The following is a 21,302-nucleotide window of genomic DNA, read 5'->3' as shown; positions in this document are numbered from 1 at the left end:
CCTGTAGGAGCTGCCGCAGCCTGCGGCAGCTCCTACACGGGACGGCGTGACCGTTAGAAAGAATGTGTTTGCTGCCGCCGCTTCCACTGGTTCAACCGCTGCTGCAGGTTCAGCGGGCTGTGGATCTGCTGCTGACGTGCACGGCTGAACAGGATCAGCGCCAGTTCGGCGGTTGCCAGGGCGTCGGCGCTGGCGTTATGCCGCTCGAAGACTTCCAGTTTGAACCAATCGATCCACTCGTCCAGGCCGGCCTCGCGGATATTGGCCTGCGGACACAGCAGCGGGGCGATGTCCGCCACATCCATAAAGGGATGTTGCAACTTGTAGCCCAGGTGCTCTTTCGATGCGCGTCCGAGCATGTGCTGGTCGAAAGGCGCATGAAAGGCCAGCACCGGGCTATCGCCGACAAACTCCATGAACTCGAGCAACGCCTCAGCCGGGTCACTGCCGGCGGCGATTGCACTGGGCCCCAAGCCGTGAATCAGCACACTGGGGCCGAGTTTGAGTTCGTCGCACTGCAAGGTGCGCTCGAACTGCCGGCTGAAATCGATCGCGCCATCCTCGATCACCACGGCGCCGATGGACAGTACCCGGTCCTTGTTCATATTCAGCCCGGTGGTTTCCAGGTCGAGCACTACCCAGCGCTGTTCGCGCAGGCTGCATTCACTTAATCCCTGGACCACAGGCAGGCGTTGAAGGCGTTGTTGCAGGTCCGCGGACAAGCTCGGGCCGGCGGGGCGCAACCATGAAAAAAGACTCATAGTTGGTAGCTCATAATTGGTATCGCAGGGACAGGCTGCTTTGCAGGCGTTGGGCCTGGCGCAGGGATTCGCGCAGGATTCGTCGATCCAGATGATTGAGGCTGTCGGGGTCGACCCGGTTGGAGTAGGGCAAATTCTCCCGGGTCTGTAGCTGATGTTGCTGCATGCGGGTTTGCTGGATGAAGTGATAGGCCTCTTCATACGCCGCACCGTCCAGTGGCTCGATGACCTCTTTGGCCACCAGTTGGCGAAAGCGCTCCAGGGTATTGTTCGCTTCGATGCCGTGGGCGAGGGCGAGTAACCGCGCCCCGTCGACAAAGGGGGTCAGGCCCTGGATCTTCAGGTCCAGCGTGGCTTTTTCGCCATTTTTACGCGCCAGCACGAACTCACGGAAACGTCCTACAGGCGGACGATTTCGCAACGCGTTTTCAGCCATCATGCGCTGGAACAGTCGGTTGTCGGCCACCTGGTCGAGAATCGCACGGCGCAGTTGTTCGCAGCCTAGCTCGCTGCCCCAGACCACGCGCAAATCGAAATAGATGCTCGACCCTAACAGGTTCTCCGGCGTGGCTTCGCGAATGAACGCGCTGAAGCGTCGGGCCCATTCGACCCGCGACAGGCACAGTTCTGGATTGCTGGCCATGATGTTGCCTTTGCACAGCGTGAAACCGCAAAGCGCCAGGCTTTGGTTGATCTGATGGGCAATGGGCAGCAATTTCCCACGAATCTCGGCGGCGTGGGCCGCGTCCCGCGCTTCGAACAGAATGCCGTTGTCTTGATCGGTGTGCAGTGTCTGTTCGCGGCGACCTTCGCTGCCGAAACACAGCCAACTGAACGGGATGCCCGGATCGCCTTTCTCAGCCAGGGTCAGCTCGATCACCCGGCACACGGTGTGGTCGTTGAGCAGGGTAATGATGTGGGTGATCTGGGTCGAAGACGCACCGTGGGCCAGCATGCGCTCCACCAGTTGACCAATTTCGCCACGCAGCAGCACCAGGTTTTCCACACGCTGGGCGCTGCGGATGGTGCGCGCCAGGTGAACCAGGTCGACCCGTTGCAGGGAAAACAGATCGCGTTCCGAAACCACACCGCACAGGCGCTGATCCTTGACCAGGCAGACGTGGGCGATATGCCGCTCTGTCATCGCAATCGCGGCATCGAAGGCACTATGGTCTGGAGACAGGTAAAACGGCGACGGGGTCATGTGCCGCTCGATCGCCTCGCTGAAATCGCCGATACCGTTGGCCACGACATGGCGCAAATCGCGCAGGGTGAAAATGCCCAGCGGCGCTTTATGTTCATTGACGATCACGATGCTGCCGACCTGCTGCTCGTGCATTTGGGTCACGGCTTCACGCAAGGGTGTGGTTGGGGCGCATGTCACCGGATGGCGCATGGCCAATTCGCCCAGGCGGGTATTAAGCGAGTATTGGGTGCCGAGGGTTTCCACGGCTTTTTGCTGGACCTGCTGGTTGACCTGGTCCAACAGGCTGCTCACCCCGCGTAGGGCAAAGTCGCGGAAGGTGCCGGAAATGGCGAACAGCTTGATGAATGCAAGTTTGTTCAGCTGTAGGCAAAAAGTGTCTTCGGCAGCCAGGTGTTCGGTGCGTGTCGCACGCTCCCCCAGCAGCGCAGCGAGTGGAAAGCACTCGCCCGTGGTGATTTCGAAGGTGGTTTCGGTCCCGCCCTTGGCCGAGTGCGGGCGTTCACCGACAACACGACCCTGTTTGACGATGTAAAAATGCTCAACCGGGCCGTCGGCGGGTTTGATGATGCTCTCGCCGGGGGCATAAAAACGCAGCTGACATTGCTCGACCAGATACGCCAGGTGGGCGTGTTCCATCTGGTTGAAGGGCGGGAAGCGCTGAAGGAATTGCAAAGTGCCCTGAATGTTTTGCAACACCGCGGTTTTCCCTGCCTGGGTGAAGGCGTCCGCTTTACTCATAACCATTACCGCAGTCTTTTTTTGAATTGTTGTTGTCGGATGACTCACCCATGGTCGACCCCTACGGTCGGGGTGCCCATTGGACGTAAGTCTAGGTAGGCTGGAAAAGTGATGCATTGTCGGAAAGAACCTACCTAAATGTGAGAAAAACCTCACCTTTCCCCATTGGAAAATTATCCGACGGAGTGCACATTGATGGTGTGCTTAGCGATGTCTTACCACTGTGCTAGGGAATTGAATTGAACATGTAGAGAATGCCATGTCCGACCACGATATTTTGAGTGATGCCGAGCGCCAGGCACTCAGTGACGTCATGCTGGAACCCGACCTGCCGCCGCAGCGGGTGCTGATCGTTGACGACGACAAGGATGCCCGGGAGCTGTTGTCGGAGATTCTGGCACTGGACGGCATTCGTTGCATGACGGCAGCCAGTGGCGAGACCGCACTCAAGATGCTGGTGTCAGAAGCGGAGATCAAGAAACCTTCAATTGGCCTGCTGATTACCGATTTGCGCATGGGCAATGTGGATGGTCTGGAACTGGTTCGGCAGATTCGTGAAACCGTACGAGCCGCGCTGCCGATTATCATCGTTTCCGGCGATGCCGACGTCAAAGACGCCATTGCCGCGATGCATTTGAGCGTGGTCGACTTTTTGCTCAAACCGATTGATACCGGAAAGTTGTTAGCACTGGTCAAACATGAGTTGGGGATTGAGTAACCAAAGATTTGTAAGTGATAGTTGCCTGAAAGCCAACGCGCAGAGGTATTCGAGTTAAGTCTGCGTCTATTCGATGTAATGAAGTTTTTCTGCCGTGGTTGAGAAATATCCATTCATAAATGTCTGTCAGCTGCGGCTGTAGTTTCAGATATCGTCGTGATGATTGAAGTGCGGGTGGCTGTTTATAGTTAGCCTTTGTTTTAATCAAATTCGAAAATATTAATTTATTATTCCACGCTGAAGTTTACGCCCGTGCTTGTGACCTCCTTGAGGAGGACTATTGAACGAACGTTTGTTTCCATGCGCCTGAAAAACTATGGCTTGATCGGGAAAGGCGATTTTCCTGGTTTGCATGCGTGTGAATGATAATCAGGACACAACATGATAAAAATGGATTTGCGCGACCTGCTCCTGATTCTTGTTGTAACGGTTATGTGGGGAAGTAACTATTCGGTCATTGATATCAGTCTCGACGGTATAGACCCGTATATGCTGACGGCCTTGCGTTTAACTTTCTGCGCCTTTCCGTTGGTGTTCTTCGTTCCCAAGCCGAAAAACATCAGTTCCTCAACTATCGCTTTATATGGTTTTTTGTTCGGAGTCGGGATGTGTTGGCTGATGAACTATGGCATGTTTCTCGGGGTCAGTGCCGGTGTGACTTCTCTGCTCCTGCAATTCAGTGCCTTTTTTACAGTCATCTGGGGGGTGATGTTGTTCGGCGAAAAAATGTCGGGGATCCAGGTGGCAGGAATTCTCCTGGCATTGGTGGGGCTTATGTTCATCATCAATGTGACCGAGACGCAAGGCCAGAGCCATGGTCTGTTTCTGATACTGCTGGCAGCTTTGTGCTGGAGTCTTTGCAATGTCGTGATCAAGAAAAGCAAGGTAATCGACATTTTTTCCTTCGTTGTCTGGTCGAGTCTGTATGCAATTGCGCCGTTGTACTTGATGACCTACTGGGCCAAGGGGGCTGCGCCTTTCCAGGCGTTATTGACGGACTTCAAGGCTCCGGTGCTGCTGTCCATTCTGTTCCAGGCCTATGTGGCGACGATTTTCGGTTATTGGGCATGGAACCGCTTGATCAGGAAATATCCGGCGAGCCAGGTTGCCCCATTGTCGATCATCATTCCGATATCCGGCATCGTGACTTCCTGGTATGTGCTCGACGAACCCATTGGGGGCGAGAAACTGTTCGCCCTTTTGCTTACGGTCCTGGGTATTGCCTTGTTCATGTGTGCACCGAAAATCGCTAACTGCATCGCTGAAAGCGCGTTGCGCCACAGGAAATGACCGGTCAGAAACTACAATCCCCCGGTCGTGAGGCCGGGGGATTGTTGTCTGGCAGACTATTTTTTACAGCGCGTTCCTGGCCTTGAACTCGCGACGACGACGGTGCAGGACCGGCTCGGTGTAGCCGTTGGGCTGCTTGGTACCTTCCACCACCAGCTCGACTGCCGCCTGGAAGGCGATGTTGCTGTCGAAGTTCGGTGCCAGCGGACGGTACAGCGCATCACCGGCATTCTGACGGTCCACCACCGGCGCCATGCGCTTAAGGCTGGCCATCACCTGCTCTTCGGTAACGATGCCATGACGCAGCCAGTTGGCGATGTGCTGGCTGGAAATACGCAGCGTCGCACGGTCTTCCATCAGGCCGACGTCATTGATGTCCGGCACCTTCGAGCAACCAACGCCCTGGTCGATCCAGCGCACCACATAACCCAGAATGCCTTGGCTGTTGTTGTCCAGTTCGTTCTGGATCTGTTCTGCGGTCCACTGTGGGTTCACTGCCAGCGGGATGGTCAGGATATCGTCCACCGACGCAGGAGCACGCTTGGCCAGTTCGGCCTGACGGGCGAACACGTCAACCTTGTGGTAATGCAGCGCGTGCAGCGCGGCAGCGGTCGGCGAAGGCACCCATGCGGTGTTGGCACCCGCCAGTGGGTGAGCGATTTTCTGTTCCAGCATCGCCGCCATCAGGTCGGGCATGGCCCACATGCCTTTACCGATCTGCGCACGGCCTTGCAGGCCGGTGCTCAAGCCGATATCAACGTTGGAGTTCTCGTAGGCGCCAATCCATTTTTCGGCCTTCATGTCGGCCTTGCGCACCATCGGGCCGGCTTCCATGGAGGTGTGGATTTCATCGCCCGTGCGATCGAGGAAGCCGGTGTTGATGAACACCACGCGCTCGCTGGCAGCCTTGATACAGGCCTTGAGGTTGACCGTGGTACGGCGCTCCTCGTCCATGATCCCGACCTTCAGGGTGTTGCGAGGCAGGCCCAGCACGTCTTCGATGCGCCCGAACAGCTCGTTGGTGAACGCAGCTTCTTCAGGACCGTGCATCTTTGGCTTCACGATGTAGACGGAACCGGTGCGGGTATTTTTGCGCGAGGTATTGCCGTTCAGGTTGTGCATCGCCGCCAGAACAGTCACCAGACCGTCGAGGATGCCTTCCGGTACTTCGTTGCCATCTTTATCGAGGATCGCATCGATGGTCATCAGGTGACCGACGTTACGCACGAACAACAACGAACGACCATGCAGGCTCAATTCGCTGCCGTCGACGGCGGTGTAGGTGCGGTCGGCGTTCATGGTGCGAGTAAACGTCTTGCCGCCCTTGGCGACTTCTTCCGCCAGGTCGCCCTTCATCAGGCCGAGCCAGTTGCGGTAGATCACTACCTTGTCATCGGCGTCGACGGCGGCGACGGAGTCTTCGCAGTCCATGATGGTGGTGAGTGCGGCTTCCATCAGGATGTCTTTGACACCGGCAGCGTCGGTCTGGCCGACCGGGGTGCTGGCATCGACCTGGATTTCGAAATGCAGGCCATTGTTTTTCAGCAGGATCGCGGTGGGTGCCGCCGCATCGCCCTGGAAACCGATCAGTTGGGCGTCGTTGCGCAGGCCGCTGTTGCTACCGCCTTTAAGGGCGACGACCAGTTTGCCGTCAACGATTTTGTAGTGTGTCGAATCGACGTGGGAGCCGGCCGCCAATGGCGCCGCTTCGTCGAGGAAGGCCCGGGCGAAGGCGATGACCTTGTCGCCGCGAACCTTGTTGTAGCCTTTGCCTTTTTCCGCGCCGTCAGCCTCGCTGATGGCGTCGGTGCCGTAGAGCGCGTCGTACAGCGAACCCCAGCGGGCGTTCGAAGCGTTAAGCGCGAAGCGGGCATTCATCACCGGCACCACAAGCTGTGGGCCGGCCATGTGGGCGATTTCTTCATCGACGTTTTGCGTCGTTGCCTGGAAATCGGCCGCTTCTGGCAGCAGATAACCGATGTCTTGCAGAAAGGCTTTGTAGGCCACGGCGTCGTGCGCTTGACCTGCGCGTTCCTGGTGCCAGGAATCGATACGAGCCTGGAAATCATCGCGTTTGGCGAGTAGGGCTTTGTTCTTCGGCGCCAGGTCATGGATGACCTTGTCGGCACCGGCCCAGAATTGGTCGGCGGTGAGGCCGGTTCCGGGAATGGCTTCGTTGTTCACGAAGTCGAACAGGACTTTGGCGACCTGCAGGCCACCGACTTGAACGTGTTCAGTCATTGCTTGCCTCACTCTGCTCAGCTATTTCGCTTTTCAGCTCTTCAATTTAACAATGAAGCCTCTGGCCATTTAAACCACAAACCCTGCGACCAGTACATGCCATTTCTGACGGCTGGGTGGGGACCAATCAACGGCTTTAGGGCCTTGCTGACAGGGCTTTCAGGGATGCGTCTGCGCCTGTGGCGGACATCGATCCAACGTTATGTAGTGCGCGCAGCGGCATACTACATGATGAGTTGCGGTTGTGAAAATTAGACTAATTACGTCGTTCTGCGACCCCATGACGCATTGCAGTCACGTCGGGGATGAGGATGTTCTCAAAAAAGCATGAGATTGTTCCAGTTAAATATAAAAAGTTGTACACGATTTATGTTGCGCAGGTTCTTGGGCGGGACTCATTCGCGAGCAGGCTCGCTCCCACAAAGCCCTGCGCCGACCTTGTGGGAGCGAGCCTGCTCGCGAAGAGGTCGGACCTGCCAGCGCCGAATCAACCCTTGCCTATACTTCTCTTTCAATAACAAAAGAGGGCTGCGCCATGGACCACCTCGTACTCACTGTTTTTGCACCGGACAAGCCTGGGCAGGTCGAGCGCATAGCCCAATGCATCGCCGAGCATGGTGGCAACTGGCTGGAAAGCCGCATGTCGCGCATGGCCGGGCAATTCGCCGGGATTCTTCGGGTGGGGGTCCCGGCGGAAGCCTACGACTCACTGGTCGACGCCCTGCAAGGATTATCGTCCCACGGCATTCGCGTCTTGATCGCCGAAAGCGGTATCGAACAGTCGTGCACCTGGAAGCCGATCGCCATGGAGTTGGTGGGCAATGACCGGCCGGGGATCGTGCGCGACATCACGCGCTTGCTCAGTGAGCAGGGGGTGAACCTGGAGCGGCTGGTGACGGAGGTGCGTCCGGCCCCCATGAGCAGCGAGCCGCTGTTCCACGCCGAAGCGATACTGGCGGTGCCCCTGACGCTGTCACTGGACGTGCTGCAATCGCGCCTGGAAACCCTGGCGGACGACCTGATGGTGGAATTGGTGCTGCGCAGTGAACCTTGATCAGGTTATCCAGTTTAAACGTGCACCTGCCTGTGGATAACCTGTAGAGACAGCCCGCCAGGCCACGCCGGCCGTGGCTCTTCAAAGATTGATCAAAAAACCAGCAGTTTCAGTAACTTGCGCACAAACGGCGGGGATCACGCTGTGGATAACCTTGGGAAGGATCTATGCAGGCCACGGATAACGTGGCCTGTAGAGAGTTGTGTATTTTTTGATCAGCTGCGGCGGCGCAGGCTGAACCAGGCATCGACGCTGTAAACCGCCAGGCCTGCCCAGATGAAGATGAACGCAACCAGCGTACTCGACGATAGGTGCTCATCAAACAGCAGGACGGCCTGCAGCAGCACCAGGGTCGGTGCCAGGTATTGCAGGAATCCCAGGGTCGTGTAGGGCAAATGCCGCGCGGCAGCGTTGAAGCAGACCAGCGGCACCAGCGTTACCGGACCGGCAGCCACCAGCCACCAGGCTTCGGAGGTGGTCCAGAATTCAGCCTGGGCGCTGCTGGCGGTTGGATTGAGCAGTAACCAGGCCAGCGCTATCGGCACCAACATCCAGGTTTCGACCACCAATCCCGGGAGCGCCTTGACCGGCGCCTGCTTGCGAATCAACCCGTAGAAACCGAAGGTCAATGCCAGCACCAGCGACACCCAAGGCAGGCTGCCCACTTGCCATACTTGTTGCGCCACGCCAACCGCCGCCAGCCCCACGGCAATCCATTGCATGCGTCGCAGCCGCTCACCGAGGATCAGCATCCCCAGCAGCACGTTCACCAAGGGGTTGATGTAGTAACCGAGGCTGGCCTCCAACATGCGCCCGTTGTTCACCGACCACACATACGTCAGCCAGTTGGCGGCGATCAGCGTACCGCTCAGGGCCAGGATCGCCAGCCGACGTGGGTTCTCCCGTAGCTCGCGCCACCAGCCCGGATGTTTCCAGACCATCAGCAACAAGGCGCCGAACAACGCCGACCACAGCACGCGGTGAATGATGATCTCCACGGCGGGCACGTTGGCAATGGCCTTGAAGTAGAGCGGGAAAAGTCCCCAGATGATGTAGGCACTCAGGCCCAGAATGTACCCGCGACGCAGGTTGGCGGCTTGCATGCAGAATCCTTGCTTAGGCAGCTAACAAAGGAGGGATTGTAGGGCGGTTGTATAGATGTGTCGCTTCTGAAAGCAAAAGATCGCAGCCTGCGGCAGCTCCTACAGGGAATGGTGTACACCCGTAGGAGCTGCCGCAGGCTGCGATCTTTTGATCCCGGATTAAAAAAGCTTCAGTGGTTCTTCATTGAGCGCCGCGAGCTGCTCGCGCAACGCCAACACCTGGTCGCCCCAATAGCGTTCGGTGCCGAACCACGGAAAGCTGCGCGGGAATGCCGGGTCGTCCCAGCGACGGGCGAGCCAGGCGCTGTAGTGCATCAGGCGCAGCGCGCGAAGGGGTTCGATCAGCGCCAGTTCCCGGGGATTGAAATCGTGGAATTCGTTGTAGCCATCCATCAATTCCGACAACTGGCCCAGGCATTCCTGGCGATCGCCGGCCAGCATCATCCAGATGTCCTGTACCGCCGGGCCCATGCGGCAGTCGTCGAGGTCGACGATGTGGAACATCTCATCACGGCACATCATGTTGCCGGGGTGGCAATCGCCGTGCATGCGGATGTTCTGGTGCGGCGTATTGCTGTAGACATCCTCCACACGCTTGAGCAGATCGCGGGCCACGGACTCGTAGGCCGGCAGCAGGCTGCGGGGAATGAAGTTGCCTTCGAGCAAAGTCGTCAGCGAATCATGGCCAAAGTTTTTCACCGCCAGCGCCTCACGGTGCTCAAACGGTTTGGTCGAGCCCACTGCATGCAGTCGGCCGAGCAGTTGACCCAGGCGATACAGCTGATCGAGATTGCCAGGTTCCGGCGCGCGTCCGCCGCGGCGGGGGAACAGGGTGAAACGGAAGCCGTTGTGCTCGTGCAGGGTTTCACCGTTGTGGATCAGCGGCGCGACGACCGGTACCTCGACCTCGGCGAGCTCGAAGGTGAACTGGTGTTCTTCCAGAATCGCTTCGTTGGTCCAGCGCTGCGGGCGATAGAACTTGGCGATCAACGGTTCGGCGTCTTCGATACCAACCTGGTAGACACGGTTTTCGTAGCTGTTGAGCGCCAGAATGCGGGCATCGCTGAGAAAACCGATGCTTTCGACGGCATCGAGCACGAGGTCTGGGGTGAGCGTTTCAAACGGGTGGGCCATGCTGACTCCTGCGCGCAGCAGGCTGCTGCGTCCGGCCAGGCATGGTAGCGCAGACGGACACATAGGTGGTGTCTGTACTGACGCCTTCGCGAGCAGGCTCGCTCCCACAGTTGATCTCCTGTGTGGCACATGTTGCAGGCTCACTGCTTACCCTGTGGGAGCGGGCTTGCCCGCGATGAGGGCCGATCAGGCGCCGACGACCCCTCCGTCTTCACGCGAAATGGCAATCACCGAAGACCGCGGCTTTCCATTCGGCAAGTGCTCAGGGAAGGTCGAACCGCCGTTCTCCCCCGGGTGCTGAATGCCGACGAACAAGGTCTTCTGGTCCGGCGAAAAGCTGATCCCCGTTACTTCACAACCAATCGGCCCGACCATGAACCGACGGATCTCGCCGGTCGTCGGGTCGGCGCAGAGCATCTGATTGTTGCCCATGCCGGCAAAGTCACCGGCATTACTCGAATCGCCGTCGGTTTGAATCCACAGCCGTCCTGCGTTATCGAACGCCAATCCATCCGGACTGTTGAACATATTCTGCGGGGTGATGTTCGACGAGCCGCCCTTCGGTGTACCGGCGTGCACTTGTGGGTTGCCGGCGACCACGAACAGGTCCCAGGCAAAGGTGTTCGAGGCGTGGTCGTCGCGGTCGGTGCGCCAGCGCAGGATCTGCCCGTAGACGTTCTTCTCACGCGGGTTCGGCCCGCCTACCGGTTGCCCGTCTTCGCCACGCTTGGCGTTGTTGGTCAGGGTGCAGTAAACCTGACCGTCCTTGGGGCTGACGACAATCCATTCCGGGCGGTCCATGCGCGTCGCCTTCACCACGCTGGCTGCCAGGCGCGCGTGAATCAGCACTTGGCCCTGGTCGGCAAAACCGCTGCTGACGTCGATGCCGTTCTTGCCATGGGTCAGTTCGATCCATTGCCCTTGGCCCTTGGGGTGATCGGCATTGCCGTCGCCCGCGTCGAAACGTGCCACGTACAAGGTGCCGTGGTCCAGCAGGTCGCGGTTGGCCTTGGGATTCTGGTGATTGATCTTGTCGCGGCTGACGAACTTATAGATGAATTCGCCGCGCTCATCGTCGCCCATGTAAACCACGGCGCGGCCGTCTGTGGTTTCAGCCAGGGCGGCGTTTTCATGTTTGAAGCGGCCCAGTGCAGTGCGCTTGACCGGGGTCGACTGCGGGTCGAACGGGTCGATCTCGACGACCCAGCCATGACGGTTGAGCTCGTTGGGATTGTGCGCCATGTCGAAGCGCGAGTCGTGTTGATGCCAGTTGATGTCTTTGCTGGTTGCCACCACGCCATAGCGTTTCTGTGCGGCATCGAATTTCTGTTCGGCATCGCTGCTGCCAAAGCAGTCGGTAAAGTTCTCTTCGCAGGTCAGGTAGGTGCCCCATGGCGTCTTGCCGTTGGCGCAGTTCTGGAACGTGCCGAGGACCGTTTTACCTTGTGCATCTGCACGGGTTTTCAACAGTTCGTGACCGGCGGCCGGGCCGCTCAGATGGATCGGCGAGTTACCGTGAATGCGCCGGTTATAGCGCGAGCCCTGCACAAACTGCCAATGACCATTCTCACGCTGTACTTCGATTACCGACACGCCTTCGCAAGCCAGGGCCTTATGCACTTCCTGCGCCGATTGCGGCATGCCCGCGTGGGGGTAGAGGTAGCGGTAATTGGTGTATTCGTTGTTGATCGCCATCAGCGCCCGATTGTTGTCATCCGGGAAGGCAAACAGGCTCATGCCATCGTTGTTGTCGCCGAACTGGACTTCCTGATGCTCGGCGGTGCCGTTGCCACTCATGTCGAACGCCGGGCCGTTTTTCTGCAGGGGCTGACCCCAACTGATCAGTACCGAAGATTTGTAGCCGGGGGGCAAGCTGATCGCGTCGGCAGTCGCGGCGGGAATGCTTTCGAAACCCAGCAACTGGCTGGTGCCGGCGCTGACGCTGGCGGCCAGTACGCTACGGCTCAGCAGGTTGCCGCCGAGGAACATGGCGGCACCGCACAAGGCGCCTGCGCTGATAAAGCCACGACGGCTGAGGCCGACCATCTGTTCGAGGTCGGTGGACTGGTTTTCTTCTAATAGGCTCACATCAGGCTCCCTGCGAATTTTGCAGTCACCTTAATGGTGGGTGATGAAGCTTTTGTTGCAGTAGGAGCTGCCGCAGGCTGCGATCTTTTGATCTTGATCTTGAAAAGCAAAGTCAAAAGATCGCAGCCTGCGGCAGCTCCTACAACGGAGTGCCGAGCAATACATTGGAGGGAGAGAACTGCGCGCGTACCGATGTTCCGCGGGCCAGCTTGCGTGATTGCAAATGCCGGGGTTCGACCAGAGCACAGAGCGTCTGGCCATTAGGCAAACTGATTCGCACTTCGCAGGGGCCGTCTTCGGCGTCGAGGATTTCCTCGATGACACCTTCGAGGCAATTGTGACCGGGTGTTGCCTCGTCGCGGCCGCCCAGCAGATCGAGCCAACCGGCCTTGATCAGGGCGACAACTTCAGTGCCGGTTTGCAGGTCCAGGCGCACGGTACTGTCGTGGGTGATCTGCGCCGCGATACTCAGGCCTTCGGGCAGCTCAAGGCGAACCCGATCGTTATGGCCCTGGGTTTCAATGGCCGCGACTTTTCCATGCAACTGGTTGCGTGCGCTGGTCCTGAGCATCAGGCGACCGAGCAGGTCAAGGTCGCTTGCGTCTTCAGCGGCTTCCAGTACCTGGGCTTGCAGCGCCTGCAGCTTTTGATAGAGGCGCAGCACACGCTCGCCTTCAGCTGACAGTTTGGCGCCACCCCCTCCTTTGCCGCCGACACTGCGTTCCACCAGCGGTTTCTGCGCCAGGTTGTTCAGCTCATCGATAGCATCCCAAGCGGCCTTGTAGCTCAGGCCCGCGCTTTTCGCCGCGCGGGTGATCGATCCCTGCTCGGCGATGTGTTGCAGCAAGGCAATGCGTTGCGGGCGACGGACAATGTGCTGGGACAACAACGTAGGCAAGGACATGGCAAGACGCTTTGGCTATGACGGTGGTGAGGACGTTGGCGGCTCGGGACCCGGGAGTCAAGTCACGGCGACTCGCCAGGTTTGGGTGTGCGCGCCAGGCAATAGACGTCGACCCGTATGGCGCCTGCGTCCAGCAGCAGCAGGGCCAGTGCCTGCGCCGTGGCACCGGTGGTCAGAACGTCGTCCACCAGCGCCAGGTGGCGACCCTTCACTGATGCGTCGCTTGCCATGGCGAAGGCGTGGTGCAGGTTGCGTTTGCGTGCCTCGGCGTTCAGGTCTTGCTGGGCGTTGGTGTCTTGAGGCCTCAATAGCAATCGTTCATCAATAGGCACGTCGAGGCGTTCGCTGAGCCAGCGCGCCAGCATGGCAGCCTGATTGAAGCCGCGTTGGCGCAGGCGCCGGGTAGACATCGGCACGGGTACCAGCACATCGGGACGCGGCAGGTCATCGTTGAAGCGATGTTGCAGTGATTGAGCGAGAAGGTCGCCGAGCAGATGGCCATACGGCCATTTCGCGCTGTGCTTGAAGCGAGTAATCAGGCTGTCGATCGGGAAGTTGTAAGTCCAGGGCGCGACCACTCGCTCGAAGGCCGGTGGCTGCATGAGGCATTGGCCGCACGTCATGCCCGCAGCGGGCAAGGGCACTGCGCAGCGCTGGCAATGATCGCCGAGCCATGGCAACTCGGTTTCGCAAGCCATGCAAACGGGCGTGGTGCCATCGGCTACTTCATCACACAGTAAACAGTGGTGGTTATTTTTTAACCAGATGTAAACCGGCCTATCGTATCGTGGTTGACAGCGCATGACTCTTCCTTAAATATGCCGAAACACCTGTGATGCGCCGGTGGAAATTCCATTTCCCGGTCGCCTGCCAAAGCATAAAACAAAGGAAACGCCCATGAGCGCCAGCACCTCTGCAACTTTGCGTCATGACTGGTCTTTGGCCGAAGTCAAAGCACTCTTCGTTCAGCCATTCAATGACCTGTTGTTCCAGGCGCAGACGGTGCACCGCGCGCATTTCGACGCTAACCGCGTCCAGGTATCGACCTTGCTGTCGATCAAGACCGGTGCTTGCCCGGAAGATTGCAAATATTGTCCGCAGTCGGGTCACTACAACACCGGCCTGGAAAAAGAAAAGCTGATGGAAGTGCAGAAGGTCCTCGAAGAGGCCGCGCGGGCCAAGGCCATCGGGTCGACCCGTTTCTGCATGGGCGCGGCGTGGAAGCACCCGTCGGCCAAAGACATGCCGTATGTGCTGAAGATGGTCGAAGGCGTCAAGGCCCTTGGCCTGGAAACCTGCATGACCCTCGGTCGCCTCGATCAAGACCAGACCGAAGCGCTGGCCAAGGCTGGCCTTGACTACTACAACCACAACCTCGACACCTCGCCTGAGTTCTACGGCAGCATCATCACCACCCGCACTTACAGCGAGCGCCTGCAAACCTTGGCCTACGTCCGTGAATCGGGGATGAAGATCTGCTCCGGTGGCATCCTTGGCATGGGCGAGTCCCTCGATGACCGTGCCAACCTGCTGATCCAGCTGGCCAACCTGCCGGAGCACCCGGAGTCGGTGCCGATCAACATGTTGGTGAAAGTCGCCGGCACGCCCCTGGAGAATGCCGACGACGTCGACCCGTTCGACTTCATCCGCATGCTCGCCGTCGCGCGGATCCTCATGCCCAAATCCCACGTGCGCCTGTCCGCTGGCCGCGAAGCCATGAACGAGCAGATGCAGGCACTGGCGTTCTTTGCCGGTGCCAACTCGATTTTCTACGGCGAAAAACTGCTGACCACCGCCAACCCGCAGGCCGACAAGGACATGCAACTGTTCGGGCGCTTGGGGATTTTGCCGGAAGCCCGCGAAGAACACGCCGACGAAGTGCACCAGGCCGCCATTGAACAGGCGCTGGTGGAGCAAAAGAGCAGCGAGCAGTTCTATAACGCGGCTGTTTGATCCTTCTGAAGGAAGGCAAAACCCTGTGGGAGCGAGCCTGCTCGCGAAAGCTATGTAACAGTCGACACTTATGTTGAATGTGAAGGCCTCTTCGCGAGCAGGCTCGCTCCCACAGTGGAGATGTGTCATTTGATAGTCGAGGCCTGCATGTCTTTCGATCTCGCCGCACGCCTGGCTGCCCGTCGTGCCGAAAACCTCTACCGCCAACGTCCGTTGCTCGAAAGCCCGCAAGGGCCGCAAGTGGTGGTCGACGGTCAGCCATTGCTGGCGTTTTGCAACAACGACTACCTGGGCCTGGCCAGTCACCCCCAAGTGATCGAAGCCTGGCGCGCAGGGGCTGCCAAGTGGGGCGTGGGGGGTGGGGCGTCGCATCTGGTCATCGGCCACAGCGGCCCGCATCATGCCTTGGAAGAAGCCTTGGCCGACCTCACCGGTCGTCCGCGCGCCCTGCTGTTCACCACGGGCTACATGGCCAATCTCGGGGCGGTCACGGCGTTGGTGGGGCAGGGCGATACGGTGCTCGAAGACCGGCTCAACCATGCTTCGTTGCTCGATGCGGGCCTCTTGTCAGGGGCACGTTTCAATCGCTACTTGCACAACGATGCGGCGAGTCTGGCCAATCGTCTTGAGAAAGCCACCGGCAATACGCTGGTCGTGACTGACGGCGTCTTCAGCATGGACGGTGACATCGCCGATCTGCCAGCGCTGGCGCGAGAAGCCAAGGCCAAAGGTGCATGGCTGATGGTCGATGATGCGCACGGTTTCGGCCCGCTGGGCGCCAATGGCGGCGGGAGCGTCGAACATTTCGGCCTGAGCCAGGACGACGTGCCGGTACTGGTCGGCACGCTCGGCAAGGCGTTCGGAACGGCGGGGGCTTTCGTAGCCGGCAGCGAAGAGTTGATCGAGAGCCTGATCCAGTTCGCTCGCCCCTACATTTACACCACCAGCCAACCACCGGCCCTGGCCTGTGCGACCCTCAAAAGCCTGGAACTGCTGCGCAGCGAGCATTGGCGCCGCGAGCATTTGCAGACGCTGATCCGCCAGTTCCGGCAGGGCGCCGAGCAAATCGGCCTGGAGCTGATGGACAGTTTCACGCCGATCCAGCCGATCATGATTGGTGACGCCGGGCGCGCGGTGCGCTTGTCGCAGATGCTGCGCGAACGCGGCTTGATGGTGAGTGCGATCCGTCCGCCAACCGTGCCGGCCGGCAGTGCCCGACTGCGCGTAACCCTGACTGCCGCCCATAGCGAGGCGCAAGTGCAGCTATTGTTGGAGGGACTGGCCGATTGTTATCAACGACTGGGAGCGGAGCCTGGCCATGCGTGATCGATTGATTCTGTTGCCCGGTTGGGGCCTCGGAATTTCGCCGCTGCAACCATTGGGCGCTGCCCTGCAGGGCCTGGACGAACACATGCGGGTCGAAATCGAGCCGCTGCCCGAGCTGGATTCGAGCAATCTTGAACATTGGCTCGATGAACTCGACGCCAGCGTGCCGCAGGACGCCTGGCTCGGCGGCTGGTCACTGGGTGGCATGCTCGCGTCCGAGTTGGCGGCGCGCCGTGGCGACCGTTGCTGTGGTCTGCTGACCTTGGCGAGCAATCCTTCTTTTGTCAGCCACGACCAATGGCCAAACGCAATGCCTGGCGAAACGTTCGATGCCTTTCTGGCAGGCTGCGCTGCCGATCCGCGCATGACCTTGAAGCGTTTTTCATTGCTCTGCGCCCAAGGTGCCGAAGACCCGCGCGGCTTGTCTCGCCTGTTGCTCGCAGGGGCGCCGCACTCAACGGCGGCAGTGCTATTGAGTGGCCTGGAATTGCTCGCGCAGATGGACACTCGCCAAGCCCTGCAGACATTCCGCGGTCCGCAATTGCATCTGTTTGCCGGCCTCGACGGGCTGGTGCCGGCCGAAGCCGCCGAGGCCTTGCTGGCGTTGCTACCCGATGTCGAAATCGGTCTGATCGAACAGGCCGGCCACGCGTTTCTCCTGGAAAATCCCCACGGTGTCGCGGGGGCGATCCAGGCCTTTTTGCATGAGTGCGGCGATGACTGATTTATCCTTTCCCAAGTTGCCCGGTGGTTTGCCCGACAAGCGCCAGGTAGCCGCGTCGTTTTCCCGTGCCGCGGCAAGCTACGACAGCGTGGCCGAGTTGCAACGTGATGTCGGTGGCCAGTTGTTGCACCGTTTGCCGCAGGCGTTCGTACCCCGGCGCTGGCTCGATCTCGGGTGCGGCACCGGCTATTTCAGTCGTGCGCTGGGCGAGCGGTTTCCCGACGGCCAGGGCGTGGCGCTGGACATCGCCGAAGGCATGCTCAATCACGCCCGACCGTTGGGCGGCGCCGCGCACTTCATCGCCGGCGACGCCGAGCGGATGCCATTGCGCGATGCGACGTGCGACCTGATTTTCTCCAGCCTGGCCGTGCAGTGGTGCGCGGACTTCGCGTCGGTGCTCAGCGAAGCGCATCGGGTGCTCAAGCCGGGCGGTGTCTTTGCATTTGCTAGTCTCTGTGTAGGCACGTTGTTCGAGTTGCGTGACAGCTGGCGTCAGGTGGATGGCATGGTGCACGTCAACCGCTTCCGCGAGTTCAACGTTTATCAACAGCTGTGTGCGGCCAGCGGCTTGCGCGTAATCAGTCTGGACAACCAGGCACATGTGCTGCATTACCCGGACGTGCGCAGCCTGACCCATGAGCTCAAGGCCTTGGGGGCGCACAACCTGAACCCTGGGCGTCCGGGCGGCTTGACCGGTCGGGCGCGGATTCTCGGCCTGGTCGAGGCTTACGAGCAGTTTCGTCAGGCCCAAGGCCTGCCGGCGACTTATCAAGTGGTGTACGCCGTTTTGGAGAAACCCTTATGAGCTCCGCGTATTTCATCACCGGTACGGACACCGATGTCGGGAAAACCACGATCGCCGCCGGTCTGTTGTATGCCGCGCGATCAGCCGGGTTAAGCACGGCAGCAGGCAAGCCGGTGGCCTCTGGTTGTTCGGTGACGCCCAAGGGGCTGCGCAATGCTGACGCGCTGGCGTTACTGGCGGAGTGTTCGCTGCCCTTGACCTACACCCAGGTCAATCCTGTGGCGCTGGAGCCGGCGATTGCGCCGCACCTGGCCGCGCGTGAGGCCGGCATCGCGTTAACCGTGCAATCGCTGCTGACTCCGATGCAGCAGATACTCGACATGCAAGCCGACTTCACCCTGGTCGAGGGGGCTGGAGGCTGGCGCGTGCCATTGGCCGACCAGGACAACCTGTCGGACCTGGCGATGGCGCTGGGTCTGCCGGTCATCCTGGTGGTCGGCGTACGCTTGGGCTGCATCAACCACGCGTTGCTGACGGCCGAAGCGATTGCCCGGGACGGTTTGCAGCTGGCGGGATGGGTGGCGAACATCATAGATCCGAAGACTTCGCGCCTTGAAGAAAATCTGGCGACCCTCGCCGAACGCTTGCCAGCGCCCTGCCTGGGGCGGGTGCCGAAGCTCAAGGTGGTCACGGCCGAAGCAGTCGCGGAGCACCTGCAACTCGACCTCCTGGACTAGATGTTGGCTATGGTGCGGCACTGTGCCATTAGTGTTTTTGACGGGCGATTTCTCGGTATGTCTGCTTCAATGAACACTGATGACTCTTTGCAAGGACGAGCACTTCCATGGAAATCTCGGGAAATACCGCTTTCTATGCCGGCCTGAGCACTGTTCAGGCGGGGCAAGACCGTATTGATCAAGCCGCCGGAAAAATCGCCAACGCGACGATCGAGCGTTCGGTGAGCAGCCAGTCCTCCGAGGCTCAGGTCGATCGCCTGCGCTCGGTCGACCGCAGTCGGCAGTCGGACCTCGTGAGCCATGAGATCGAAATGGCTCAAGGCCGGTTTCAGGTGGAGTTGGGCGCCAAAGTCGCCAAGGCTTCCGATGAAATGCTCGGCACCTTGATCGACACCTACGCCTGAACTCACGCTGAAAGCGCACCGTCTGGCGGTACGCTTTCAGCGTGAGTTCCTGTACCCATCTTCTTTTCTCGCGCTGCGCGCTGCTCGTGCAATAGCGTCAGGCTCGCGTGCGCGCTGTTTATTGGTTGGATGACGAATGGCAAAAGATCGGTGCTTGACAAGATTTGGGCGTAAACGTATGTTTCAAACAACTGTTTGATCGTTTCGACAACGGTCGCTCATTCCCGGTTACATCAGCAGAGGTTTATCGCTATGCCTGACTACAAGGCCCCCTTGCGTGATATTCGCTTCGTTCGTGACGAACTGCTCGGCTACGAAGCGCACTATCAGAGCCTTCCGGCTTGTGCAGACGCAACTCCGGACATGGTTGACGCCATTCTCGAAGAAGGCGCCAAGTTTTGTGAGCAGGTACTGGCTCCGCTGAACCGCGTGGGCGACACCGAAGGCTGCACCTGGAGCGAGTCCGGCGTTAAGACCCCGACTGGCTTCAAAGAGGCCTACAAGCAATTCGTCGAAGGCGGCTGGCCAAGCCTGGCCCACGACGTTGAGCACGGTGGCCAAGGCCTGCCGGAGTCTCTGGGCCTGGCAGTCAGCGAAATGGTTGGCGAAGCCAACTGGTCGTGGGGCATGTACCCGGGCCTGTCCCACGGCGCGATGAACACCATTTCCGAGCACGGCACGCCTGAGCAACAAGAGGCATACCTGACCAAGCTGGTTTCCGGTGAATGGACCGGCACCATGTGCCTGACCGAACCGCACTGCGGCACCGACCTGGGCATGTTGCGCACCAAGGCTGAACCTCAGGCCGACGGTTCCTACAAAGTCTCCGGCACCAAGATCTTCATCTCGGCCGGTGAACACGACATGGCCGACAACATCGTGCACATCGTGCTGGCCCGCCTGCCCGATGCGCCGGCTGGCACCAAAGGCATTTCGCTGTTCATCGTGCCAAAGTTCCTGCCAAACGCCGATGGTTCGATCGGTGCGCGTAACGCCGTGTCCTGTGGCTCCCTGGAACACAAGATGGGCATCCACGGTAACGCCACCTGCGTGATGAACTTCGACGCGGCCACCGGTTTCCTGATCGGCCCGGCGAACAAAGGCCTGAACTGCATGTTCACCTTCATGAACACCGCACGTCTGGGTACCGCGCTGCAAGGCCTGGCCCACGCCGAAATCGGTTTCCAGGGTGGCCTGAAATACGCTCGTGATCGTCTGCAAATGCGCTCGCTGACTGGCCCGAAAGCGCCGGAAAAAGCCGCTGACCCGATCATCGTGCACCCGGATGTACGTCGCATGCTGTTGACCATGAAGGCATTCGCCGAAGGCAACCGTGCGATGGTCTACTTCACCGCCAAGCAAGTCGACATCGTCAAGTACGGCGTGGACGAGGAAGAGAAGAAGAAGGCCGATGCGCTGCTGGCGTTCATGACTCCGATCGCCAAGGCCTTCATGACCGAAGTCGGTTTCGAATCGGCTAACCACGGCGTGCAAATCTACGGTGGCCATGGCTTCATCGCCGAGTGGGGCATGGAGCAGAACGTTCGCGACAGCCGTATTTCGATGCTGTACGAAGGCACCACCGGCATCCAGGCACTCGACCTGCTGGGCCGTAAAGTGCTGATGACTCAAGGCGAGGCCCTCAAGGGCTTCACCAAGATCGTGCACAAGTTCTGCCAGACCAACGAAGGCAACGAAGCTGTCAAAGAGTTCGTCACACCGCTGGCTGCATTGAACAAGGAGTGGGGCGAGCTGACCATGAAGGTCGGTATGGCTGCCATGAAAGACCGCGAAGAAGTCGGCGCGGCCTCGGTGGACTACCTGATGTACTCGGGTTACGCCTGCCTGGCCTACTTCTGGGCTGACATGGCACGCCTGGCCGCCGAGAAACTGGCTGCCGGCACTTCTGACGAGGCGTTCTACACCGCCAAGCTGCAGACGGCGCGCTTCTACTTCCAGCGTATCCTGCCGCGCACCCGCACTCACGTTGCAACCATGCTGTCGGGCGCCAACAACCTGATGGACATGAAGGAAGAGGACTTCGCGCTGGGCTACTAAGCCTTAACGCGGTACTTCAAGAAAACCGCTGCTCCTTCGGGGGCAGCGGTTTTTTTTTTTGCCTGTTGGTTGATGCTCTTTGTAGGAGCGAGCCTGCTCGCGATGCAACGCTGCACC

The 21,302-nt window shown here is 59.5% G+C and carries 18 protein-coding genes; 10 read left to right on the top strand and 8 right to left on the bottom strand.

Annotation, left to right across the window (positions count from 1 at the left end; all coding sequences use genetic code 11):
* Positions 1–53 precede the first annotated feature (53 nt).
* Both AC3WWR_RS08420 and AC3WWR_RS08415 read right to left on the bottom strand, forming a co-directional pair.
* Positions 54–761 carry a 3'-5' exonuclease gene (locus AC3WWR_RS08420; RefSeq protein ID WP_454866329.1) on the bottom strand — a complete coding sequence of 236 codons (708 nt, stop codon included), beginning with the start codon at positions 759–761 and terminating at the stop codon, positions 54–56.
* 10 nt (positions 762–771) lie between these two features.
* Positions 772–2,706, bottom strand: a complete 1,935-nt coding sequence (locus tag AC3WWR_RS08415; protein ID WP_318646591.1) for a putative nucleotidyltransferase substrate binding domain-containing protein — start codon at positions 2,704–2,706, stop codon at positions 772–774.
* 259 nt (positions 2,707–2,965) lie between these two features.
* Here AC3WWR_RS08415 and AC3WWR_RS08410 point away from each other — a divergent pair, with 259 nt between their 5' ends.
* A complete protein-coding gene (locus tag AC3WWR_RS08410; protein WP_033038636.1) occupies positions 2,966–3,424 on the top strand; it encodes a response regulator in 459 nt (152 codons plus the stop codon).
* 381 nt (positions 3,425–3,805) lie between these two features.
* The gene (locus AC3WWR_RS08405) at positions 3,806–4,714 is read left to right on the top strand and encodes an EamA family transporter (RefSeq protein ID WP_151143587.1); all 909 of its coding nucleotides are present in this window, start codon (positions 3,806–3,808) and stop codon (positions 4,712–4,714) included.
* Between the two features lie 63 nt (positions 4,715–4,777).
* Here AC3WWR_RS08405 and AC3WWR_RS08400 read toward each other — a convergent pair whose 3' ends face one another.
* Positions 4,778–6,955: a malate synthase G gene (locus AC3WWR_RS08400; RefSeq protein WP_151143584.1), complete on the bottom strand. Its 2,178-nt coding sequence runs from the start codon at positions 6,953–6,955 to the stop codon at positions 4,778–4,780.
* A 535-nt stretch (positions 6,956–7,490) separates the two neighbouring features.
* Here AC3WWR_RS08400 and AC3WWR_RS08395 point away from each other — a divergent pair.
* Entirely contained in the window at positions 7,491–8,009 is a 519-nt protein-coding gene (locus AC3WWR_RS08395; RefSeq protein ID WP_020796041.1) for a glycine cleavage system transcriptional repressor, read from the top strand.
* 215 nt (positions 8,010–8,224) lie between these two features.
* Here AC3WWR_RS08395 and rarD read toward each other — a convergent pair whose 3' ends face one another.
* The 5 genes from rarD to AC3WWR_RS08370 form a co-directional block, all read right to left on the bottom strand.
* A complete protein-coding gene (rarD, locus tag AC3WWR_RS08390; RefSeq protein ID WP_083349832.1) occupies positions 8,225–9,112 on the bottom strand; it encodes an EamA family transporter RarD in 888 nt (295 codons plus the stop codon).
* 159 nt (positions 9,113–9,271) lie between these two features.
* Positions 9,272–10,246 carry a serine/threonine protein kinase gene (locus AC3WWR_RS08385; protein WP_020796039.1) on the bottom strand — a complete coding sequence of 325 codons (975 nt, stop codon included), beginning with the start codon at positions 10,244–10,246 and terminating at the stop codon, positions 9,272–9,274.
* 186 nt (positions 10,247–10,432) lie between these two features.
* A complete protein-coding gene (locus tag AC3WWR_RS08380) occupies positions 10,433–12,334 on the bottom strand; it encodes a PhoX family protein (protein WP_033044568.1) in 1,902 nt (633 codons plus the stop codon).
* Positions 12,335–12,473: 139 nt separating this feature from the next.
* Positions 12,474–13,238 carry a TOBE domain-containing protein gene (locus AC3WWR_RS08375; protein ID WP_033043278.1) on the bottom strand — a complete coding sequence of 255 codons (765 nt, stop codon included), beginning with the start codon at positions 13,236–13,238 and terminating at the stop codon, positions 12,474–12,476.
* 62 nt (positions 13,239–13,300) lie between these two features.
* Positions 13,301–14,041 carry a ComFC family protein gene (locus AC3WWR_RS08370; protein WP_033043279.1) on the bottom strand — a complete coding sequence of 247 codons (741 nt, stop codon included), beginning with the start codon at positions 14,039–14,041 and terminating at the stop codon, positions 13,301–13,303.
* A 94-nt stretch (positions 14,042–14,135) separates the two neighbouring features.
* Between AC3WWR_RS08370 and bioB the strand changes: the two genes are divergently transcribed.
* The 7 genes from bioB to AC3WWR_RS08335 all read left to right on the top strand — a co-directional run bounded on the left by bioB (position 14,136) and on the right by AC3WWR_RS08335 (position 21,185).
* Entirely contained in the window at positions 14,136–15,191 is a 1,056-nt protein-coding gene (gene bioB / locus AC3WWR_RS08365; protein WP_020796035.1) for a biotin synthase BioB, read from the top strand.
* Between the two features lie 147 nt (positions 15,192–15,338).
* Positions 15,339–16,517: an 8-amino-7-oxononanoate synthase gene (bioF, locus tag AC3WWR_RS08360; RefSeq protein ID WP_033043280.1), complete on the top strand. Its 1,179-nt coding sequence runs from the start codon at positions 15,339–15,341 to the stop codon at positions 16,515–16,517.
* On the top strand, positions 16,510–17,241 hold the full coding sequence (locus tag AC3WWR_RS08355; RefSeq protein ID WP_020796032.1) for an alpha/beta fold hydrolase: 732 nt from the start codon (positions 16,510–16,512) through the stop codon (positions 17,239–17,241). The genes bioF and AC3WWR_RS08355 overlap by 8 nt, the downstream gene beginning before the upstream one ends.
* Positions 17,234–18,046, top strand: a complete 813-nt coding sequence (gene bioC / locus AC3WWR_RS08350; RefSeq protein WP_492598642.1) for a malonyl-ACP O-methyltransferase BioC — start codon at positions 17,234–17,236, stop codon at positions 18,044–18,046. The genes AC3WWR_RS08355 and bioC overlap by 8 nt, the downstream gene beginning before the upstream one ends.
* Positions 18,043–18,723 (top strand): dethiobiotin synthase, encoded by a 681-nt coding sequence (gene bioD / locus AC3WWR_RS08345; RefSeq protein ID WP_179056990.1) that lies wholly within the window; start codon positions 18,043–18,045, stop codon positions 18,721–18,723. The genes bioC and bioD overlap by 4 nt, the downstream gene beginning before the upstream one ends.
* 107 nt (positions 18,724–18,830) lie before the next feature.
* Complete coding sequence (locus AC3WWR_RS08340) at positions 18,831–19,127, top strand: pyrroloquinoline quinone biosynthesis protein PqqE (RefSeq protein ID WP_492598641.1); 297 nt, start codon at positions 18,831–18,833, stop codon at positions 19,125–19,127.
* Positions 19,128–19,379: 252 nt separating this feature from the next.
* Positions 19,380–21,185 (top strand): phenylacyl-CoA dehydrogenase, encoded by a 1,806-nt coding sequence (locus tag AC3WWR_RS08335; protein ID WP_020796028.1) that lies wholly within the window; start codon positions 19,380–19,382, stop codon positions 21,183–21,185.
* Positions 21,186–21,302: the final 117 nt, after the last annotated feature.

The sequence above is a fragment of the Pseudomonas sp. EB271-G4-1 genome (genome assembly GCF_058791355.1).
The sequence above is the reverse complement of the archived record's forward strand: the minus strand, read 5'-3'. Positions and strand labels throughout refer to the sequence as shown.

Excerpts from the sequence above, each read along its gene's own strand:
- AC3WWR_RS08420 (WP_454866329.1), bottom strand. The coding sequence starts at position 761 with ATGAGTCTTTTTTCATGGTTGCGCCCCGCCGGCCCGAGCTTGTCCGCG.
- AC3WWR_RS08415 (WP_318646591.1), bottom strand. The coding sequence starts at position 2,706 with ATGAGTAAAGCGGACGCCTTCACCCAGGCAGGGAAAACCGCGGTGTTG.
- AC3WWR_RS08410 (WP_033038636.1), top strand. The coding sequence starts at position 2,966 with ATGTCCGACCACGATATTTTGAGTGATGCCGAGCGCCAGGCACTCAGT.
- AC3WWR_RS08405 (WP_151143587.1), top strand. The coding sequence starts at position 3,806 with ATGATAAAAATGGATTTGCGCGACCTGCTCCTGATTCTTGTTGTAACG.
- AC3WWR_RS08400 (WP_151143584.1), bottom strand. The coding sequence starts at position 6,955 with ATGACTGAACACGTTCAAGTCGGTGGCCTGCAGGTCGCCAAAGTCCTG.
- AC3WWR_RS08395 (WP_020796041.1), top strand. The coding sequence starts at position 7,491 with ATGGACCACCTCGTACTCACTGTTTTTGCACCGGACAAGCCTGGGCAG.
- rarD (WP_083349832.1), bottom strand. The coding sequence starts at position 9,112 with ATGCAAGCCGCCAACCTGCGTCGCGGGTACATTCTGGGCCTGAGTGCC.
- AC3WWR_RS08385 (WP_020796039.1), bottom strand. The coding sequence starts at position 10,246 with ATGGCCCACCCGTTTGAAACGCTCACCCCAGACCTCGTGCTCGATGCC.
- AC3WWR_RS08375 (WP_033043278.1), bottom strand. The coding sequence starts at position 13,238 with ATGTCCTTGCCTACGTTGTTGTCCCAGCACATTGTCCGTCGCCCGCAA.
- AC3WWR_RS08370 (WP_033043279.1), bottom strand. The coding sequence starts at position 14,041 with ATGCGCTGTCAACCACGATACGATAGGCCGGTTTACATCTGGTTAAAA.
- bioB (WP_020796035.1), top strand. The coding sequence starts at position 14,136 with ATGAGCGCCAGCACCTCTGCAACTTTGCGTCATGACTGGTCTTTGGCC.
- bioF (WP_033043280.1), top strand. The coding sequence starts at position 15,339 with ATGTCTTTCGATCTCGCCGCACGCCTGGCTGCCCGTCGTGCCGAAAAC.
- AC3WWR_RS08355 (WP_020796032.1), top strand. The coding sequence starts at position 16,510 with ATGCGTGATCGATTGATTCTGTTGCCCGGTTGGGGCCTCGGAATTTCG.
- bioC (WP_492598642.1), top strand. The coding sequence starts at position 17,234 with ATGACTGATTTATCCTTTCCCAAGTTGCCCGGTGGTTTGCCCGACAAG.
- bioD (WP_179056990.1), top strand. The coding sequence starts at position 18,043 with ATGAGCTCCGCGTATTTCATCACCGGTACGGACACCGATGTCGGGAAA.
- AC3WWR_RS08340 (WP_492598641.1), top strand. The coding sequence starts at position 18,831 with ATGGAAATCTCGGGAAATACCGCTTTCTATGCCGGCCTGAGCACTGTT.
- AC3WWR_RS08335 (WP_020796028.1), top strand. The coding sequence starts at position 19,380 with ATGCCTGACTACAAGGCCCCCTTGCGTGATATTCGCTTCGTTCGTGAC.